This is a genomic window from Streptomyces sirii, assembly GCF_045690365.1.
GTDB classification, from domain to species: Bacteria; Actinomycetota; Actinomycetes; order Streptomycetales; family Streptomycetaceae; genus Streptomyces; species Streptomyces sirii.
Window position 1 is genome coordinate 6,640,676 of sequence record NZ_CP147982.1, and the last position, 19,765, is coordinate 6,660,440.

General features: G+C 71.8%; 13 protein-coding genes and 1 pseudogene. 9 read left to right on the plus strand and 5 right to left on the minus strand.

Going from position 1 to position 19,765, the window contains the following annotated elements; translation table 11 throughout:
• The first annotated feature begins 13 nt into the window (after positions 1-13).
• Entirely contained in the window at positions 14-1,501 is a 1,488-nt protein-coding gene (gene hflX / locus WAB15_RS29965) for a GTPase HflX (protein ID WP_407288111.1), read from the plus strand.
• Between the two features lie 117 nt (positions 1,502-1,618).
• On the opposite strand, the gene WAB15_RS29970 is transcribed toward hflX, so the two are convergent.
• On the minus strand, positions 1,619-2,806 hold the full coding sequence (locus WAB15_RS29970; protein WP_407288112.1) for a trypsin-like serine peptidase: 1,188 nt from the start codon (positions 2,804-2,806) through the stop codon (positions 1,619-1,621).
• 283 nt (positions 2,807-3,089) lie between these two features.
• Between WAB15_RS29970 and WAB15_RS29975 the strand changes: the two genes are divergently transcribed.
• The 5 genes from WAB15_RS29975 to WAB15_RS29995 all read left to right on the plus strand — a co-directional run bounded on the left by WAB15_RS29975 (position 3,090) and on the right by WAB15_RS29995 (position 11,205).
• Positions 3,090-4,484, plus strand: coding sequence for a diaminobutyrate--2-oxoglutarate transaminase family protein (locus tag WAB15_RS29975; RefSeq protein WP_407288113.1), 1,395 nt, complete (start codon positions 3,090-3,092; stop codon positions 4,482-4,484).
• Positions 4,481-6,508 carry an IucA/IucC family protein gene (locus tag WAB15_RS29980; protein ID WP_407288114.1) on the plus strand — a complete coding sequence of 676 codons (2,028 nt, stop codon included), beginning with the start codon at positions 4,481-4,483 and terminating at the stop codon, positions 6,506-6,508. The genes WAB15_RS29975 and WAB15_RS29980 overlap by 4 nt, the downstream gene beginning before the upstream one ends.
• Positions 6,509-6,616: 108 nt before the next feature.
• Positions 6,617-7,318 carry a GNAT family N-acetyltransferase gene (locus WAB15_RS29985; protein WP_399150073.1) on the plus strand — a complete coding sequence of 234 codons (702 nt, stop codon included), beginning with the start codon at positions 6,617-6,619 and terminating at the stop codon, positions 7,316-7,318.
• A gap of 105 nt (positions 7,319-7,423) precedes the next feature.
• Positions 7,424-9,190, plus strand: a complete 1,767-nt coding sequence (locus WAB15_RS29990; protein WP_407288115.1) for an IucA/IucC family protein — start codon at positions 7,424-7,426, stop codon at positions 9,188-9,190.
• A 41-nt stretch (positions 9,191-9,231) separates the two neighbouring features.
• Positions 9,232-11,205, plus strand: coding sequence for an ATP-dependent DNA helicase (locus tag WAB15_RS29995; RefSeq protein ID WP_399150075.1), 1,974 nt, complete (start codon positions 9,232-9,234; stop codon positions 11,203-11,205).
• Positions 11,206-11,319: 114 nt separating this feature from the next.
• On the opposite strand, the gene lexA is transcribed toward WAB15_RS29995, so the two are convergent.
• The gene (gene lexA, locus WAB15_RS30000) at positions 11,320-12,120 is read right to left on the minus strand and encodes a transcriptional repressor LexA (protein WP_393496662.1); all 801 of its coding nucleotides are present in this window, start codon (positions 12,118-12,120) and stop codon (positions 11,320-11,322) included.
• Between the two features lie 546 nt (positions 12,121-12,666).
• Between lexA and nrdR the strand changes: the two genes are divergently transcribed.
• Positions 12,667-13,197, plus strand: coding sequence for a transcriptional regulator NrdR (gene nrdR, locus WAB15_RS30005; protein ID WP_399150076.1), 531 nt, complete (start codon positions 12,667-12,669; stop codon positions 13,195-13,197).
• Between the two features lie 124 nt (positions 13,198-13,321).
• Complete coding sequence (locus tag WAB15_RS30010) at positions 13,322-16,189, plus strand: vitamin B12-dependent ribonucleotide reductase (protein WP_399150077.1); 2,868 nt, start codon at positions 13,322-13,324, stop codon at positions 16,187-16,189.
• 63 nt (positions 16,190-16,252) lie between these two features.
• Here the strand turns inward: WAB15_RS30010 and WAB15_RS30015 are convergent, their stop codons facing one another.
• Positions 16,253-17,524, minus strand: a complete 1,272-nt coding sequence (locus WAB15_RS30015) for an MFS transporter (protein WP_407288116.1) — start codon at positions 17,522-17,524, stop codon at positions 16,253-16,255.
• Between the two features lie 135 nt (positions 17,525-17,659).
• On the opposite strand from WAB15_RS30015, the gene WAB15_RS30020 reads away from it, so the two are divergent.
• Positions 17,660-18,235, plus strand: a complete 576-nt coding sequence (locus WAB15_RS30020; protein WP_407288117.1) for a CGNR zinc finger domain-containing protein — start codon at positions 17,660-17,662, stop codon at positions 18,233-18,235.
• Positions 18,236-18,363: 128 nt separating this feature from the next.
• Here the strand turns inward: WAB15_RS30020 and WAB15_RS30025 are convergent, their stop codons facing one another.
• Positions 18,364-18,885 (minus strand): TerD family protein, encoded by a 522-nt coding sequence (locus WAB15_RS30025; RefSeq protein ID WP_407288118.1) that lies wholly within the window; start codon positions 18,883-18,885, stop codon positions 18,364-18,366.
• A 201-nt stretch (positions 18,886-19,086) separates the two neighbouring features.
• Positions 19,087-19,661: pseudogene (locus WAB15_RS30030) on the minus strand (TetR/AcrR family transcriptional regulator).
• Positions 19,662-19,765: the final 104 nt, after the last annotated feature.

Here is a 19,765-nt window from a genome sequence, read left to right on the forward strand (position 1 = left end):
CGCAAAGGATCAAATGACCTCCTCTTCTTCCCTTCCGCAGGACCGGCAGCGCCTCCCCGAGAGCCTTCGGGCCGACGCCCTGATGGAAGAGGACGTCGCCTGGAGCCACGAGATCGACGGGGAGCGTGACGGCGACCAGTACGACCGCTCGGAGCGTGCGGCCCTGCGCCGCGTCGCGGGCCTGTCCACCGAGCTCGAGGACGTCACCGAGGTCGAGTACCGCCAGCTGCGACTGGAGCGCGTGGTGCTCGTCGGTGTCTGGACCGCGGGCACGGTGCAGGACGCGGACAACTCCCTCGCCGAGCTCGCCGCGCTGGCCGAGACCGCCGGCGCCGTGGTGCTCGACGGCGTCGTCCAGCGCCGTGACAAGCCCGACCCGGCCACGTACATCGGCTCGGGCAAGGCGCTGGAGCTGCGCGACATCGTGCTCGAATCCGGCGCCGACACCGTGGTGTGCGACGGTGAGCTCTCCCCGGGCCAGCTGATCCACCTCGAGGACGTCGTCAAGGTCAAGGTCGTCGACCGGACCGCGCTGATCCTCGACATCTTCGCCCAGCACGCCAAGTCCCGAGAGGGCAAGGCGCAGGTCGCGCTGGCGCAGATGCAGTACATGCTTCCCAGGCTCCGCGGCTGGGGCCAGTCGCTGTCGCGGCAGATGGGTGGCGGTGGCTCCGGTTCGGCGGGCGGCGGTATGGCCACCCGTGGTCCCGGTGAGACCAAGATCGAAACGGACCGGCGGCGGATCCGCGAGAAGATGGCGAAGATGCGCCGGGAGATCGCGGAGATGAAGACCGGCCGGGACATCAAGCGCCAGGAACGCCGGCGCAACAAGGTCCCCTCGGTCGCCATCGCCGGCTACACCAACGCCGGCAAGTCCTCGCTCCTCAACCGCCTCACCGGTGCCGGTGTGCTGGTGGAGAACGCCCTGTTCGCCACCCTGGACCCGACCGTGCGGCGGGCCGAGACGCCCAGCGGGCGGCTCTACACCCTCGCCGACACCGTCGGCTTCGTCCGGCATCTGCCGCACCACCTCGTCGAGGCGTTCCGCTCCACGATGGAGGAGGTCGGCGAGTCCGACCTGATCCTGCACGTGGTCGACGGCTCGCATCCGGTGCCCGAGGAGCAGCTGGCCGCCGTCCGTGAGGTGATCCGCGAGGTGGGCGCCACCGACGTGCCCGAGATCGTGGTCGTCAACAAGGCCGACGCGGCCGATCCGCTGGTGCTCCAGCGCCTGCTGCGCCAGGAGAAGCACGCCATCGCCGTCTCGGCCCGTACGGGCCAGGGCTTGGCGGAGCTGCTGACCCTCCTCGACGACGAGCTGCCGCGGCCGCGGGTCGAGATCGAGGCACTGGTGCCCTACACCCAGGGCGCCCTGGTCTCGCGGGCGCACGCCGAGGGCGAGGTCATCTCCGAGGAGCACACCGCGGACGGCACGGTCCTCAAGGCGCGGGTGCACGAGGAGCTGGCCGCGGAGTTCGAGCCCTTCGTACCGGCGGCGTAGCCGGCCGACGGCGGACACGACGACGAAGGCCCGCCCCGGGGGAGACCGGGGCGGGCCTTCGTCATGCTCAGGAGGCGGTGCGGGGGCGCGGTCGGCACGCGCCCCCGCCGCGGGCGGCTACTGCTTGGTCGCCCACTTCTTGCTCATGGTGTCGAACATGCTCTTGGCCTCGGGGCCCAGGTGCGGACCGGCCGACCAGCGGGCCGGACGCGGACCCATCGACATGTTGGAGACCAGCACGGGCTTGCCGTCGGCGCCCTTGATGAACCAGGGGCCACCGGAGGAGCCACCGGTCATGGTGCAGCCGATGCGGTACATGGTCGGCTTCTTGGCGTCCATCGTCAGACGGGTCGGCTTGTCGGTGCACTGCTGCTGCGCCGCACCGTCGAACGGCGCCTCGGCCGGGTAGCCCTGCGCGGTCAGGCTCGGGATCTTGGCCATCGCGGGGGCGTTGAAGTCGACCGCGTACGCGCCGCCGGCGATCTCTTCCAGCGACTTGCCACCGGTGGACGACTCCGGCTTCACATGCATCAGCGCGAAGTCGTACGGAGCCATCGGCACGCCCGGGACGGCGCCGCCGTCCTTGATCCACTCGTTGGAGGTCGCCATGTCGTCGGCCCACCACTTGCCCGCCGGGACGCGGTCCTCGAAGGGCGTGGCCTTCAACTTGTCGGCGGAGACGCCGTTCTTGTTGAAGTTCGGCACGAACATCATGTTGCGGTACCAGCCGCCGTTCTTGCCGGCGTGCACACAGTGCGCGGCGGTCCACACGAGGTTGGACTTACCGGGGTGCGCCGGGTCCTTGACGACGGTGGCGGAGCAACGCGACTCGCCCTCAGGGGTGCTGAACAGCAGCAGACCCACACCGGGAGCGGTGGAGGTGTAGGGGGTCCTGACGGGCTGAGCCTGGACGGCGGCCGGCTCGGGGTCGGTCTTGCCCTGGTCCTCGGAGATGTCCCCGGGCTTGCTGGGGTCCTTCGGGGGCTTGACCTTCTCGATCTTGTCCGGGTTCCAGAAGTCCTTGATGATCGGGTTGATGAACTCTCCGGCCTCCCGGAGCCACTTGTCCTTGTCCCAGTTCTTCCACTCGCCGTTCTTCCACTTGTCCAGGTCGACCCCGTGCTCCTTGAGCTTGTCCTGGATGTCCTGGGGGATCTTGATTTCACCCCCACCGGTGGTGTCCGCCGCGGACTGGCTGGGCTTGGCGTCCGCGTTGCCGCCCTCGGGACCGCAGCCGGTGGCGGTCAGTGCCACGACGGCGGTGAGAGCGGCGGCGGCCAGGACTGGCCGACGTATGGATCGCATGGGTGTTGTCCCCCTGGGTGAATCGGGCTGAGCCGGTGTGGCATGAGCGGAGTCGCGCCGGATGGAACTTGTCATGAACCCCAAGATCTCGGCGCAACACCCCACTATGCCGGTGACGATGGAGACGGCGGTACTCGGGGTCCCGGTTCCCAGCCGTCAAGGATCTTGTTCGCGACCGTGATCCGGCGTCGTCACCGTCGTTGGTACGTACGGGGGACAGCCGGCCCGCCCGCAGGACCCGCACGCTGTCCAGCAGCTCACCAAGCAGGAGGACACAACTGCCGTGGCGTTGACCGACACCGTGCCGGCGGCCGCGCCGTCGGCCCACGAGGGGATCCTGCGCCGGCAGTCCCTACGTGAGTCCGCTGCCCGCACTTACGCACGCTCGCTGCCCATCGTCCCGGTGCGCGCCCGCGGGTTGACCATCGAGGGTGCCGACGGCCGGAGATACCTCGACTGCCTCTCCGGCGCCGGCACCCTGGCGCTCGGCCACAACCACCCGGTGGTGCTCGAAGCGATCCGTACGGTCCTCGACTCCGGTGCGCCGCTGCACATCCTCGACCTGGCCACGCCCGTCAAGGACGCCTTCACCACCGAGCTCTTCGCCACGCTGCCCGCCGAACTGGCCGAAAACGCCCGCATCCAGTTCTGCGGCCCGGCCGGCACGGACGCCGTCGAGGCCGCCTTCAAACTCGTCCGCACCGCGACCGGCCGGGACGGTCTGATGGCGTTCTCCGGCGCCTACCACGGCATGACCGCAGAGGCGCTCGCCGCCTCCGGGGGAGCGCAGCACACCAGCGTGGTCCGGCTGCCCTACCCCTACGACTACCGCTGCCCCTTCCAGACCGGCGGCGAGCGCGGCGCCGAACTCGCCGCCCGCTGGACCCAGAACCTGCTCGACGACCACAAGAGCGGGGTGCCCCGGCCGGCCGGGATGATCCTGGAACCCGTCCAGGGGGAGGGCGGAGTGATCCCCGCCCCGGACGGCTGGCTGCGGCGGATGCGGGAGCTCACCGCCGACCGGCGGATCCCGCTGATCGTGGACGAGGTGCAGACCGGCGTCGGCCGCACCGGCACCTTCTGGGCGATCGAGCACAGCGGCATCGTGCCGGACGTGATCGTGCTGTCGAAGGCGATCGGCGGCAGCCTGCCGCTCGCCGTGATCGTCTACCGGGAGGAGCTCGACGCCTGGCAGCCCGGCGCGCACGCCGGCACCTTCCGCGGCAATCAACTCGCCATGGCCGCCGGAGCCGCCACCCTCGCCTACGTCCGCGCCAACGGCCTCGCCGCTCGCGCCGCCGAACTCGGCGCCCGGATGCTCGCCCGGCTCCGCACCCTCGCCGACGCCCACGACTGCATCGGCGACGTCCGCGGACGCGGACTGATGCTCGGCGTCGAACTCGTCGACCCGGAAGCGGACGCCGATGCCACCGGCGCCCGCCCCGCCGCCCCCGAACTCGCCGCCGCCGTCCAGCGCGCCTGCCTGAACCGCGGCCTGATCGTCGAACTGGGCGGCCGGCACTCCGCCGTCGTCAGGCTGCTGCCACCCCTGACCATCACCGACGAACAGGCGGACGCGATCCTCGACCGCCTCGCCGACGCCGTCCTGGCGGCCGTCCGCACCACCCCCGGGCCGACGGGCTCGTCCCCCACGACACTGCGAGGCACCTCCGCATGAACGAACGCCCCGGCCCCGACAACACCCAGCCCGCCGAGCGGATCCCCGACCGGCACCACAGCGCCGGCACGCTGGAGTCCGTACCGCGCCAGCAGCGACGCACCCCCGGCGACAACTGCCACCAGCAGACCCACGAGGACCCCTGCCAGACCACCGGGCCCGGCGCGCCCGGCGGCCGCGACCGGGCCGGGCACGTCGACCACGACCCCCTCGACCACCCGGAGCCGACGGTCGCCGCCGACGCCGCCGGCATCGAACACCTCCTGCGCTGCTGGCTCCGCGAGAACGGCACCCCGCGCCCGGCCGGCGGCCGCCTGCGCATCCCCCTGCGGGCCGCCGCCAGCGCCCTGCACATCCCCGTCCGCTACTGGTCACCCACCGGCTGGCACCGCCTGGGCGCGCCCACCCTCGAAGGCGCCCCGGCCGGCGCCGCCCCGCTGGACGCCGTCACCCTCGCCGCGCTGCTGCGCCGGGAAGCCGCGCACGGCGGCGACCGGCGGGCCTCGGACGGCGGCGAGCACCGCGTGGCGGACGGCGAACGGCCGGAGGCGGAGCCCGAGCAGCCGCAGACACCGGACGGCGACGGCGCCGAACTCATCGGACGGGTCGCCAACTCCGTACGCAATGTGGCCGTCTTCCTCGCCGACCGGCGCGCCCGGCCCGCCGACGCGCGGGGCGACCTCTTCCTCGACGCCGAACAGTCCCTGCTCTTCGGCCACCCGCTGCACCCCACACCCAAGAGCCGCGAGGGCCTCTCCGACGCCGAGACCCGCGCCTTCTCGCCCGAACTGCGCGGCGCCTTCCCGCTCCACTGGATGGCCGTGCACCGCTCCGCCGTCGCCACCGACTCGGCCTGGACCGAACGCGGCAAGCCCGTGCCCGCCGAGCAACTCGCCGCGCGCCTCGCGGGAGCCGGCCTGGCCCTGCCCGACGGGACCGTGCCGCTGCCCCTGCACCCCTGGCAGGCCAGGGAACTCGCCGACCGCCCCGACATCGCCGCACTCCGCGACGCCGGTCTGCTGCGCGACCTCGGCATCCACGGCCCCCGCTGGCACCCCACCTCCTCCGTCCGCACCGTCTACCGCCCCGGCGCGGACGCCATGCTCAAGCTCTCCCTCGGGCTGCGCATCACCAACTCCCGCCGGGAGAACCTCCGCAAGGAACTCATCCGCGGGGTAGAGGTGCACCGGCTGCTGCGCACCGGCCTCGCCGAGCAGTGGCAGGCCGCCCATCCCGGCTTCGACATCGTCCGCGACCCGGCCTATCTCGCCGTCGACGGCCCCGACGGCGAACCCGTCCAGGGCCTCGACGCCGTCATCCGCCACAACCCCTTCAGCACCACCGACGACGCGGTCTGCATCGCCGGCCTCACCTCTCCCCGGCCCTGGCCCGGCCACGCGGGCGCCCGCTCCCGCCTCGAAGACCTCGTCGGCACGCTCGCCGCCCGCACCGGCCGCGCCCTGGGCGCCGTCGCCACCGAGTGGTTCCTGCGCTACCTCGAAGCGGTCGTCCGGCCCCTGCTGTGGCTCGACGGCACGGCCGGCGTCGCCCTGGAGGCCCACCAGCAGAACACCCTGGTGCTGCTCGACCCCGACGGCTGGCCGGTCGGCGGCCGCTACCGCGACAACCAGGGCTACTACTTCCGCGCCTCCCGCCGCGCCGAACTGGAACGACGGCTGCCCGGCATCGGCGCGGCCAGCGACACCTTCGTCGCCGACGAGGTCACCGACGAGCGCTTCGCCTACTACCTGGGCATCAACAACGTCCTCGGCCTCATCGGGGCCTTCGGGGCCCAGCGCCTGGTCCGCGAGGAGATCCTGCTGGCCGCCTTCCGGCGGTTCCTCGACAGCGCCGCCGCCGCTCCCCGCGCGCACCGCTCCCGGCTCCCCGGCCAGCTGCTGTCCGCCCGCACCCTGCGCTGCAAGGCCAATCTCGCGACCCGCCTGCACGGGCTCGACGAACTCGTCGGCCCGGTCGAGACCCAGTCCGTCTACGTCACCCTGCCCAACCCCCTGGCCTCCTAGCCGCCCACCGCGGCCCGCCGCAGCCACGTCACCCCACGAGCCCCCGGCGCCGGCATCCCGCGACCCACAAGGACCCGCGGGAGCCGGCCACGAGAGGAGAGCGTCGCCGTGCCACCCACCGAATCCGGCCTCGGCTCCAGCTCCGACGACACGCAGGACCGCCGGCTCGCGCCGGAATTGCGCGCGTTGCCCGCCGGGGGACACCGGCAGCCGACACCCTCCGGGCTCCCGGGCAACGGCCCGCTGCTGGACGACCTGGTGGGCTGGGGCCCGGCCGACACCACCGCCGGGCCGTTCGAGCTCGTCCCCGTCCGACCGGCCCGCGACCTCGACCGGATCACCGGCTGGATGAACGATCCGGCAGTCGCGGCCTTCTGGGAACTGTCCGGCCCGCCCGGGACCACCGCCGCCCATCTGCGCGGCCAGCTCGACGGCGACGGCCGCAGCGTGCCCTGCCTCGGTGTGCTGGCCGGCGTCCCGATGAGCTACTGGGAGATCTACCGCGCCGACCTGGACCCCCTGGCCTCCCACTACCCGGCCCTTCCCCACGACACCGGGATCCATCTGCTCATCGGCGGCGGCGCCGACCGCGGCCGGGGCCTGGGCGGCACGCTGCTGCGCGCCACCGCCGACCTCGTACTCGACCGCCGTCCGCAGTGCACGCGGGTCGTCGCCGAGCCCGATCTGCGCAACACCGCCTCCGTCGCGGCATTCCTGACCGGAGGCTTCCGCTATTCCGAAGAGCTCGAACTGCCCGGCAAACGCGCGGCGTTGATGATCCGCGACCGCGCCCACCGCCACCTGCACTGACCCCGGGGCCGTCCACCGCCGTTCCCGATCCGGTCCGCCGTCCACCGCGCCGCCCCGGTTGTCCCCCGTACGTGCCGGAGCGGTCCCGCTTCGAGGAGTCCCGTCTTGCCGCCTGAGCCCCAGCCTTCGCACAGCGCCTGGCAGCACGCCGCGCGCCGACTGTTCGCCAAGATCCTGGCCGAGTTCGCGTACGAGGAAGTCCTCGCCCCCGAGCCCGACGGCACCGCCCCGGACGGCACCCCGCAATACCGCCTGCCGATCACCGACGAGCTGGTCTACCGCTTCCGCGCCCGCCGGGGCGCCTACGGGCACTGGCGCGTCGACCCCCACTCGATCACTCCGGAAACCGACCCGTTCCACTTCCTCACCTACGCCCACGACACCGTCCTGGGCCTGTCCGGCGACACCACCGGCCACCTCATCCGCGAGCTGACCGCCACCCTCGCCGCCGACACCCGTCTCGACGCCACCGCCCTCAGCGCCGCCGACCTCGCCGACCTCGACTACGCCGCCCTCGAAGGCCACCAGACCGGCCACCCCTGGCTCGTCGCGAACAAGGGACGGCTCGGCTTCTCCGCCGCCGACGCGGCGAGCTGGGCCCCGGAAGCCCGCACCGCCCAGCGCCTGCCCTGGCTCGCCGCGCACCACCGCCTCGCCCACTACCGCGGTGTCCCCACGCTCGCCACCCCCGATCGCCTCTACGGCGAGGAGCTGGCCCCCGCCACCCGTCACGCCTTCGCCCGCGCCATCGCCGACCAGGGCCAGGACCCCGCCGACTACCTCTATCTCCCCGTGCACCCCTGGCAATGGGACGAGACCATCGCCCCGCTCTTCGCCCCGCAACTCGCCGACAGATCCATCATCGCGCTGCCCACTGACAACGACCTCCGCCTGCCGCAGCAGTCGATCCGCACCTTCCTCAACATCAGCCGGCCCCAGGCCCGCACGGTCAAACTGCCGCTGTCCATCCTCAACACCCTCGTCTGGCGCGGTCTGCCCACCGAGCGCACCCTCGCCGCGCCGGCCGTCACCCGCTGGGTCCACGGGCTGCGCGACGCCGACCCCTATCTCAGCGACGAGACCCGGGTGATCCTGCTCGGCGAGACCGCCTCCGTCACTGTCGAGCACCCGCTCTACGACCGGCTGCCCGGCGTCCCGTACCAGTTCAAGGAGCTGCTGGGCTGCATCTGGCGCGAGCCGATCAGCGGCTACCTCGACCCGGGCGAGCGCGCCCGCACCCTGGCCGCGCTGCTGCAGACCGACCCCCAGGGCCGCGCCCTGACCGCGGAGCTGGTGCACCGCTCGGGGCTGCCCGCGCGCGAGTGGCTCGGCCGGCTCTTCGCCGCGCTGCTGCCGCCCCTGCTGCACTTCCTCTACCAGTACGGCACGGTGTTCTCCCCGCACGGCGAGAACGCCATCGTGGTCTTCGACGAGCACGACGTCCCCACCCGCCTCGCGGTCAAGGACTTCGTCGACGACGTCAACACCAGCTCCCAGCCGCTCCCGGAGCACGACTCCATGCCGGACGACGTCCGCACGGTGCTGCTGACCGAACCGCCCGCCTTCCTCACGCAGTTCATCCACTCCGGCCTGTTCGTCGGCGTCTTCCGCTACCTGGCGCCGCTGTGCGCGGACCAACTGGGCGTTCCCGAGGCCGAGTTCTGGTCACTCGTACGGGCGGAGATCCTGCGCCACCACGAGCGCTTCCCCGGCCTGAAGGAGCGGCACGAGACGTTCGACCTGCTCACCCCGCGGATCGAGCGGCTCTGCCTGAACCGCAACCGTCTGCATGTGGACGGTTACCGCGACCGCCACGAGCGCCCGCACGCCGCCGTCCACGGGACCGTCCCCAACCCCCTGCACGCCCCGTGACCGGACCGACTGTCAGTGGTCCCGCGTAGGCTTGCCACGCTATGACGAAGCCCTCCCTCCCCGATCTGCTGCACGCCGCCGTCACCGCCGTCGGCGGCACCGAGCGCCCCGGCCAGGTAGCGATGGCCGAGGCCGTCGCCGAGGCCGTGGACGACTCCGCCCACCTCCTCGTCCAGGCCGGCACCGGCACCGGAAAGTCCCTCGGCTATCTGGTGCCGGCGCTCGCCCACGGCGAGAGAGTCGTGGTCGCCACGGCCACCCTCGCGCTGCAGCGCCAGCTGGTGGAGCGCGATCTTCCGCGTACGGTCGACTCGCTGCATCCGCTGCTGCGCCGCCGCCCGGAGTTCGCCATGCTCAAGGGCCGCTCCAACTACCTGTGCCTGCACCGCCTCCATGAGGGCGCCCCGCAGGAAGAGGAGGACGGCCTCTTCGACGTGTTCGAGCAGGCGACGCCGACCAGCAAGCTCGGCAAGGACCTGCTGCGGCTGCGCGACTGGGCGGACGAGACCGAGACCGGCGACCGCGACGCCCTGACACCCGGTGTCTCGGACCGCGCCTGGGGGCAGGTCTCGGTCTCCTCACGGGAGTGCCTGGGCGCGTCGAAATGCGCCTACGGCGCGGAGTGCTTCGCCGAAGCCGCGAGGGAGCGCGCCAAGCTCGCCGATGTCGTGATCACCAACCACGCGCTGCTCGCCATCGACGCGATCGAGGGCGCGCCGGTCCTCCCGCAGCACGAGGTCCTGATCATCGACGAGGCCCATGAGCTGGTCTCCCGGGTCACCGGCGTCGCCACCGGCGAGCTCACCCCCGGCCAGGTCAACCGCGCCGTGCGCCGGGCCGCCAAGCTCGTCAACGAAAAGGCCGCCGACCAGCTCCAGACCGCGGCCGAGACCTTCGAGCGGCTCATGGAGCTGGCGCTGCCCGGCCGCCTGGAGGAGATCCCCGAGGACCTCGGCTACTGCCTGATGGCGCTGCGGGACGCCGCCCGTACGGTCGTCTCGGCGCTCGGCTCGACCCGTGACAAGTCGGTCCAGGACGAGGACGCCGTCCGCAAGCAGGCCCTCGCCGCCGTGGAGAACGTCCACGCCGTGGCCGAGCGGATCGCCAACGGCTCCGAGTACGACGTCGTCTGGTACGAGCGCCATGACCGCTTCGGCGCGTCCCTGAGGGTGGCGCCCCTGTCGGTCTCCGGCCTGCTGCGCGAGAAGCTCTTCGAGGACCGCTCGGTGGTCCTGACCTCCGCCACCCTCAAGCTCGGCGGAGACTTCAACGGCGTCGCGGCCTCCCTGGGCCTGTCCCCCGAGGGCACGGAAGGGGAGGACGTCCCCCCGTGGAAGGGCCTGGACGTCGGCTCCCCCTTCGACTACTCGAAGCAGGGCATCCTCTACGTCGCCAAGCATCTGGCCCAGCCGGGCCGCGAGGGCAGCCGCACCGACATGCTCGACGAGCTCACCGAGCTGATCGAGGCGGCCGGCGGCCGCACGCTCGGTCTGTTCTCCTCCATGCGGGCCGCCCAGGCCGCCGCCGAGGAGCTGCGCGGCCGCCTGGACATGCCGATCCTGCTCCAGGGCGAGGAGACCCTGGGCGAGCTGATCCGCACCTTCGCCAACGATGCCCGTACGTGCCTGTTCGGCACGCTCTCCCTGTGGCAGGGCGTCGATGTGCCGGGGGCGAACTGCCAGCTGGTGGTGATGGACCGGGTGCCGTTCCCGCGTCCCGACGACCCGCTGATGAGCGCCCGCCAGAAGGCCGTGGAGGAGGGTGGCGGCAATGGCTTCATGGCCGTCGCGGCCACCCATGCGGCCCTGCTGATGGCCCAGGGCGCCGGACGTCTGGTACGTGCTACTGAAGACCGTGGCGTGGTCGCCGTGCTGGACCCCCGCGTCGAGCGGGCCCGCTACGGCTCCTTCCTGCGCAAGTCCATGCCGGACTTCTGGTACACCACCGACCGCAACCAGGTCCGGCGCTCGCTGGCCGCCATCGACGCGGCCGCGAAGAAGGCCGCCGATTCCTGACCCCGGCAACGCTCACGGCGAGCACCCCCTCCGCGAGAGGGGCGCCGGTCCAGGCGCGCAAAACAGGCCCCGGGACCGGCGCAGTGGTCCCGGGGCCCGGTCGTGAGGGCTGGGTCAGACCCGCCGTAGTACGGCCACCACCTTGCCGAGGATGGTCGCCTCGTCGCCGGGGATCGGCTGGTACGCGGCGTTGTGCGGCAGCAGCCACACATGGCCGTCCTCGCGCTTGAAGCGCTTGACGGTGGCCTCGCCGTCCAGCATGGCGGCCACGATGTCGCCGTTCTCCGCGACGGGCTGACGGCGGACGGTGACCCAGTCGCCGTCGCAGATGGCGGCCTCGATCATGGAGTCGCCGACGACCTTCAGCACGAACAGTTCGCCGTCGCCGACGAGCTGGCGGGGGAGCGGGAACACATCCTCGACCGACTCCTCCGCGAGGATCGGGCCACCGGCGGCGATCCGGCCGACCAGCGGGACGTACGACGCGGCGGGCTTGCCCGCGGTCTCCGTCGCCGCCGTCGTGGGCTGGTCGGAGCCGCGGACCTCGTAGGCGCGGGGGCGGTGCGGGTCGCGCCGCAGGAAGCCCTTGCGTTCGAGCGCCATGAGCTGGTGGGCGACGGACGAGGTGCTGGACAGCCCGACGGCCTGGCCGATCTCGCGCATCGACGGCGGGTACCCGCGCCGCTGCACGGAATCCCGGATCACCTCGATCACCCTGCGCTGGCGGTCCGTGAGCCCCGAGCTGTCGGCCCGGATCCCTGGTGGCCGTCCGGGCAGCGAGCGGGCGGGCTTCTGCTCTTCGGAGTCCAACGTGGCGTCGTCCATCGGCGGCCGCTGTGCTTTCTGCTGATGCTCGAACCGGCTCTGGGAGTGGCTTTGTGCGGTGATGGTCGCGCTGTCTGCGGTGGTGGTCACGTCGGCCCCTCTCGAAATGTTCTCCCTAGTTAGCCAACGGTAGTTGCTTTCGAAAGGTTGCGCCAAACACACGTTCGAGTGAAAAATTCATCGATTGGCTGACCTGATCAAGTGGCTCGGTGTATAGCCGAATGGCAATTCGGGGCTCCGGCGTTCGCTTCCGCCGGGGCTCCCGATCGGCCCGGGAGTCGGGGTGCCGGCGTCCGGGGGTGTGTGCCGAGCCGGGCGCCGCAACCGGGTCGATTCTTCCATCCCCGCCCCGCCGCGCCGCCGCCCGGGTGGCTTCCCGTACCCTCGTGGGCGACCGTCCGGCCCGCCTCCATCGCGACACGCGGTAGGCGGATGTAAGCGGCCCGACACCACATCTAGTGGTTGGATGCGTTCGGTCGCCCAGAAGTTGTGGTGCCTGGTCCTTCGGGGCCCCCGGTATCGCCTATGCTGGAGACCGCTCCGAAGGGCCCGTGCGGACCGGCGGAGGTTATTCGTCGTGCGCCGGGATCGATGGCGTACGTACGTCCGTATAGCGAGGGTGAGGAGGGTGGAGCCATGCACTGCCCCTTCTGCAGGCACCCAGACAGCCGGGTCGTCGACAGTCGGACAACCGACGACGGGACGGCGATCCGCCGGCGCCGCCAGTGCCCCGACTGCTCCCGCCGTTTCACGACCATCGAGACGGCGTCGCTGATGGTGATCAAGCGGAGCGGGGTCACCGAGCCCTTCAGCCGCAACAAGGTCATCGCGGGAGTGCGCAAGGCGTGCCAGGGCCGCCCGGTCACCGAGGACGCCCTCGCCAAGCTCGGCCAGCGGGTCGAGGAGGCGGTGCGCGCCACCGGCAGCGCCGAACTGTCCACCCATGACGTCGGGCTCGCCATACTGGGCCCGCTGCAGGAACTCGACCTCGTCGCGTACCTGCGCTTCGCGTCCGTCTACCGGGCGTTCGACTCGCTCGAGGACTTCGAGGCGGCCATCGCCGAGCTGCGGGAGCAGCGCGAGCAGGGTCCGCCCGGGCAGGAATGCGGGACCGACGGGAAGGTCGGCGGCCCGGCCGTCCCCGTGCCCGCCACCGCCGCCGACTGAGTTCGGCGCGCATCCAGGATCCGTATCGGGGCGAGAGCAGGGCGTCCCGGTACCAGCAAGACAATCACCGTGCCACGGAATGCGTGCGCACATATGGGCGTTTGCCCGTATACAGGGAGGCGGCATGACAGAGACGACGAGCGGCCCGGCACGAGGCTCCCGCGCCAAGGGCAGCAAGGCGAGCAAGGGTCTGCGTATCGAGCGCATCCACACCACCCCCGGCGTGCATCCGTACGACGAGGTGGAGTGGGCGCGACGTGACGTCGTCATGACCAACTGGCGCGACGGCTCGGTCAACTTCGAGCAGCGTGGCGTCGAGTTCCCCGACTTCTGGTCGGTGAACGCGGTCAACATCGTCACAAGCAAGTACTTCCGTGGCGCGGTGGGCTCCCCGACCCGTGAGGCGAGCCTCAAGCAGCTCATCGACCGTGTGGTCAAGACGTACCGCAAGGGCGGCGAGGAGCACGGCTACTTCGCCTCCCCGGCGGACGCCGAGATCTTCGAGCACGAGCTGGCGTACGCCCTGCTGCACCAGGTCTTCAGCTTCAACTCGCCGGTGTGGTTCAACGTCGGCACCAAGCAGCCGCAGCAGGTCAGCGCCTGCTTCATCCTCTCCGTGGACGACTCCATGGAGTCGATCCTGGACTGGTACAAGGAAGAGGGGATGATCTTCAAGGGCGGCTCCGGCGCCGGCCTGAACCTCTCCCGCATCCGCTCGTCCAAGGAACTGCTCTCCTCCGGTGGCAACGCCTCCGGCCCGGTCTCCTTCATGCGCGGCGCCGACGCGTCCGCCGGAACGATCAAGTCGGGCGGCGCCACCCGCCGCGCGGCCAAGATGGTCGTCCTGGACGTCGACCACCCGGACGTCGAGGCCTTCATCGAGACCAAGGTGAAGGAGGAGGAGAAGATCCGCGCGCTGCGCGACGCGGGCTTCGACATGGACCTGGGCGGCGACGACATCACGTCCGTCCAGTACCAGAACGCCAACAACTCGGTCCGGGTCAACGACGAGTTCATGAAGGCCGTCGAGACCGGCTCGAAGTTCGGGCTGCGCGGCCGGATGAACGGCGAGGTCATCGAGGAGGTCGACGCCAAGGGTCTCTTCCGCAAGATGGCGGAGGCCGCCTGGGCGTGTGCCGACCCCGGCATCCAGTACGACGACACCATCAACCACTGGCACACCTCGCCGGAGTCGGGCCGGATCACCGCGTCCAACCCCTGCAGCGAGTACATGCACCTGGACAACTCCTCGTGCAACCTCGCCTCGCTCAACCTCCTGAAGTTCCTGCGCGACGACGACCTGGGCAACCAGTCCTTCGACGCCGAGCGCTTCGCCAAGGTCGTCGAGCTGGTCATCACCGCGATGGACATCTCCATCTGCTTCGCCGACTTCCCCACCGAGAAGATCGGCGAGACCACCCGGGCCTTCCGCCAGCTGGGCATCGGCTACGCCAACCTCGGCGCCCTGCTGATGGCCACCGGCCACGCCTACGACTCCGACGGCGGCCGCGCGCTCGCCGGCGCCATCACCTCCCTGATGACCGGCACGTCGTACAAGCGCTCCGCCGAACTGGCCGCGGTCGTCGGCCCGTACGACGGTTACGCCCGCAACGCCGACGCCCACAAGCGCGTCATGAAGCAGCACTCCGACGCCAACGGCACCGCGGTGCGCATGGACGACCTGGACACCCCGGTGTGGGCCGCGGCGACCGAGGCCTGGCAGGACGTGCTGCGCCTGGGCGAGAAGAACGGCTTCCGCAACGCGCAGGCCTCCGTGCTCGCGCCGACCGGCACCATCGGCCTGATGATGGACTGCGACACCACGGGCGTCGAGCCGGACCTGGCCCTGGTCAAGTTCAAGAAGCTGGTCGGCGGCGGCTCCATGCAGATCGTGAACAACACGGTCCCCAAGGCGCTCAAGCGGCTCGGCTACCAGCCCGAGCAGGTCGAGGCGATCGTCGCCCACATCGCCGACCACGGCAATGTCGTCGACGCCCCCGGCCTGAAGCCCGCGCACTACGAGGTCTTCGACTGCGCCATGGGCGAGCGCGCCATCTCCCCGATGGGCCATGTCCGCATGATGGCCGCGGCGCAGCCCTTCCTGTCCGGTGCGATCTCCAAGACGGTCAACGTCCCGGAGACGGCCACCGTCGAGGAGATCGAGGACGTCTACTTCCAGGGTTGGAAGCTGGGCCTGAAGGCGCTGGCGATCTACCGCGACAACTGCAAGGTCGGCCAGCCGCTCTCCGCCAAGAAGAAGGAGGAGGAGAAGAAGGCCGAGGCCGAGCCGGTCGCCGAGAAGAAGGTCGTCGAGTACCGCCCGGTCCGCAAGCGCCTCCCGAAGGGTCGTCCCGGCATCACCACCTCCTTCACGGTCGGCGGCGCCGAGGGCTACATGACCGCCAACTCCTACCCGGACGACGGTCTCGGTGAGGTCTTCCTGAAGATGTCCAAGCAGGGCTCGACCCTCGCGGGCATGATGGACGCCTTCTCCATCGCCGTGTCGGTGGGCCTGCAGTACGGCGTCCCGCTGGAGACCTACGTCTCGAAGTTCACCAACATGCGGTTCGAGCCGGCCGGTATGACCGACGACCCGGACGTGCGGATGGCCCAGTCGATCGTCGACTACATTTTCCGCCGTCTGGCGCTGGACTTCCTGCCGTTCGAGACTCGCTCGGCGCTCGGTATCCACTCCGTCGAGGAGCGCCAGCGTCACCTGGAGACCGGTTCGTACGAGCCGACCGACGACGAGGTCGACGTCGAGGGCCTGGCCCAGTCGGCGCCGCGTCAGCTGGACCCGGCCCCGGTGGTGAAGAGCGTCGAGGAGGCCGCCCCGGCTCCCAAGCAGGCGCACACCAACGCCGAACTGGTCGAGATGCAGCTGGGCATCAACGCCGACGCACCGCTGTGCTTCTCCTGCGGTACGAAGATGCAGCGGGCCGGCAGCTGCTACCTGTGCGAGGGCTGCGGCTCGACCAGCGGCTGCAGCTGAGTGTGGGCGGGCCGCGCCGGGAGAGGACTTCCCGCGCGGCCCGCGTGCTGAGCCGGCGGTGGCTCAGCGGCTTGTGAAGGGGACCGGCCTGGTGCCGGTCCCCTTCGCCGTGTCCGGGGAGCCGCCGGGTGCGCCGGTCCGTGGGCGGACGAGTGTGTAGAGGAGCGCGGCGCCCAGTTGGACGGCGGCGACGGCGAGCAGCAACAGGGGCGGCGGCAGCGCGGCGGCCGCACCGACCAGGCCGGCCCCGCAGGCCGCCGCGGTGATCTTGAGGCCCGCACCCAGGGTGAAGACCTGCGCCCGGGTGCCCGGTGGGGCGAACGCCGCCCGGATGCGGAAGGTCGCGGTCAGCAGCGGACCGTCGCACAGCCCCGCCAGGGCGAACAGTGCGGCGCCGGCGGTGGGCGATGTGACGAGTGCTGCGGCGGCGAGCGCGAGGCCGGTGCCGCACAGGGCGAGCGTGACGAGCCGCTGATCCGGCAGGGGCGGCCGCCACCTGGCCACCGCCAGCGATCCGAGCAGCGCCCCGACAGCGAAGGCGGTCATCAGGGCACCGCCGGCTTCCGGGTGGCCGCGGTGACCGGCGAGCAGCACCGCGGTGGTGGTCAGGCCGCCGATGCCGACGAAGGCCAGACAGGTTCCCGCGGTGATCGCGCGCAGTTCACGGGTGTGCCGGACCGCCCGCAGTCCGGCCGCCAGGTCGGCGCGGAGCGTGCCGGGCGACGCGGTGGCAGCGGCGCCCTGCCGGGCCCGGCCGTACGGCAGCCCGGCGGCCAGCACGGCCGCCACGGCCGCCGTGCCACCGAGGAACATCGTCGCGGCGCCGGGGGACGCCACGGCGGCCACCGCGCCGACCGCCGCGGGACCGGCCACCGACGCGGCGCTGTAGACCGCGGCGTCGAGCGCGTAGGCGCGGTCCCGGTGCGCGCCCGCCGGCAGCAGTGCGGCGATCAGGCTCGACAGCCCGCCGGAGACGACCGGGCCGCAGGCGCCACCGGCCAGGGCGACGGCGAGGGTCACCGGAGCGGGAGCCCTCCCGACGAACAGCGACAGCGCGGCGACGGCCGCGGCGAAGCCGCTCAGCGCACCGAGGTAGCACAGCCGGGGGCGCCGGGCCCGGGTGACGAGGGCACCCACCAAGGGGGCGGCGACGACATGCGGCGCCATCCAGGCGGTGAGGACGAACGCGCCCTGGGACGCGCTTCCGGCACGCTGCAGCGCCAGCAGCGCCACCGCCACGGACGTCCCTTCGTCCGCCACGCGGGCGAGGAAGGCGGTGGCCAGATAGAGCGGCAGTCCTGATCGCGAGGCTGAGGGGACGGAGCGCTGGGGCATGCGCATCTCCAGTGGACGACGTGCTACGGGCGGGCGCGGCAGCGAATGTAACGGCTTATACCGACAAGACGTTACGGCGTGGGGGCAGGAGGGCTCGCGGGAAGGAGAATGGAGCCTCGGGAACGAGCCACGGGAATGGGGCAGGCCGTGAAGGGTGGCGTGACGTTGCAGCAGGGCTTCCGGCCCGCCGAGCGGCTGATGGATCTCGTCAACGCGGTCCGCGCGGACCCGGATCTCTCCCGGGAGGCGCTGGCCGAACTGCTCGCGCGCCACGGGGAGAGCCCGGACGATCTCACCGAGCGGGAGTTCTCCGGGCGCGACGCCGATGACCTGAGGGCGGCCGCGGCCCGACTGGCCGCCATCCTCACCGAGTCCGACACCGACCGGGCCGCCCACGCCATCAATGCGCTGCTGGCCGAATGCGGCGCCCGCCCGCACCTCTCCCGGCACGGAGAGCACCCCTGGCATCTGCATATCGACCGGGGCGAGGAGGCGGGCTGGGCCGAGTGGTTCCTTGCCTCAAGTGCCCTGGCGCTGGCCCAGGTTCTCACCGAATACGGTCGTGCCCCCTGGGGCGAGTGCGCGGCCGCCCGATGCGGCACGCTCTATCTGGGCACGGGCCCCGGGAGTGCCCGCCGCTACTGCTCCACCGCATGCGCCTCCCGAGAGCGGGTGGCGGCGCATCGCCGCCGTAAGAGGGCGGGGGGATGACGGAGGGACGGGGGAGAGGGGCGGCCGACCGCCGCTCCCCTCTCGTGCCGGTGCCCGGCCGCCCCCTCAGTCGGGCTGGCCGCCGGTCTGGTGCCGCATCGCGGCGTGCGTGAGCGCGGTGGGCGCGGTCAGCGCCCCATCAGCCCGGCGAAGGTGTCCGGGTCGGCGTCGAAGCCCTGGAGCGCCGAGTGGAATCGCCAGTTGCCCGCCTCGTCCCGGGCGAATTCGGCGAACTTCGCCGCGGTGGACTGCGCGACCTCGGCGAAGTCGTACGACGCCAGTTCGGTGTACCCCTCGCGGATCAGCGCCTCGGTGTTCTGTATGTCGCCGAAGACCTTGCGGCTCCCGTCCTGCTGGATGACCACCCCGACGACGACGCGGCTGTAGGCGTCGGACAGCCGGTTCAGTTCCAGCGTCATGATCTCGTCGAAGCCGAACCCCTGGCCGGTCCGGCTGTCCCGGTTGAGGGTGATGGTCCCATCGGGTGATCGGCTGCCGAAGGCGACCAGATAGGCGGGGTCGCCATGTGGGGCGTCGGCCGTGTAGGTCGCCGCGATGATGTCGAGGTCATTGTCCGGCGTGCCGATGGGGCTGGGGTCCCACTTGAGCGTTACCTCGACCTTCTCGATCCCTTTGTTGAGCGTGCTCACCGGGCTTCCCTTCCGTCATCTCCCGGGGGCGCGGCTCGACCCACGTGGTCGCGCGGACAACCCCCAGGACTTCCCGTTGGCTGACCATCGTGCCACGCCCCGCGTCCCCGGGGTGGCTGAACTGCCCCTGGTCAGAAGCGGATTGGGAGCCATGGTGATGGCTGGAAAGTGCCGCTCCGGCCCATGGGGGCGCCGATCCGTTCAGGAGATTCTCGTGCCCCAGAGGTCGGTGAGGTGGCCGTCGAGGACGTTCAGCGCCTCGGCGGGGGAGAGATGGCCGATCAGGACGTGGGTGGTGAGGCCGTGGGCGAGGGCGGGGAGGGCGTGGGCCGCCCGGCCCGGGGGCGAGGGTGTCGCAGGCCTCGGAGGTCAGCCCGGTGAACACCGCATGAAGGCCGGTGTAGTTGGTGCGAAGGATTTCGGCCAGCGGCGGGCTGACGGGCGGCCTGCGGTGCGAAGGCCGGCCGGACCCGGGCCTCGGCGCGCTGCTCGTCCTGCGGTAGAGAGATCTCCGCCGCGGCGTTCCCCAGTGCCGTGCGCGCCGACTGGGCGGGTGATCCGGCGAGCCGGGACGACATCCGGGCGGAGATCCGCTCGTCGATCTGGCCGAGCGCGAAGACCGGCACCTCCTCCTTGGTGCCGAAGCAGCGCTGAACGGTCCCCGTGGACACATCGGCACGGCCCGCCACATCGCGGAGCGTCACGCCTTCCAGGCCGCGCCCACCGGGGTGGTGGACGGGCTTCCGTACGGCGTGCAGGTGATCGGCCGCGCCTATCGGGATGACGTGTGCCGGGAGGCGGCCGAACAGGTGGGGCGGCGGCTCGACGTCCATACGCCCGGAGACCCGCGCCCGTAAGGAAATTCGGGGTGGTCGGAGTG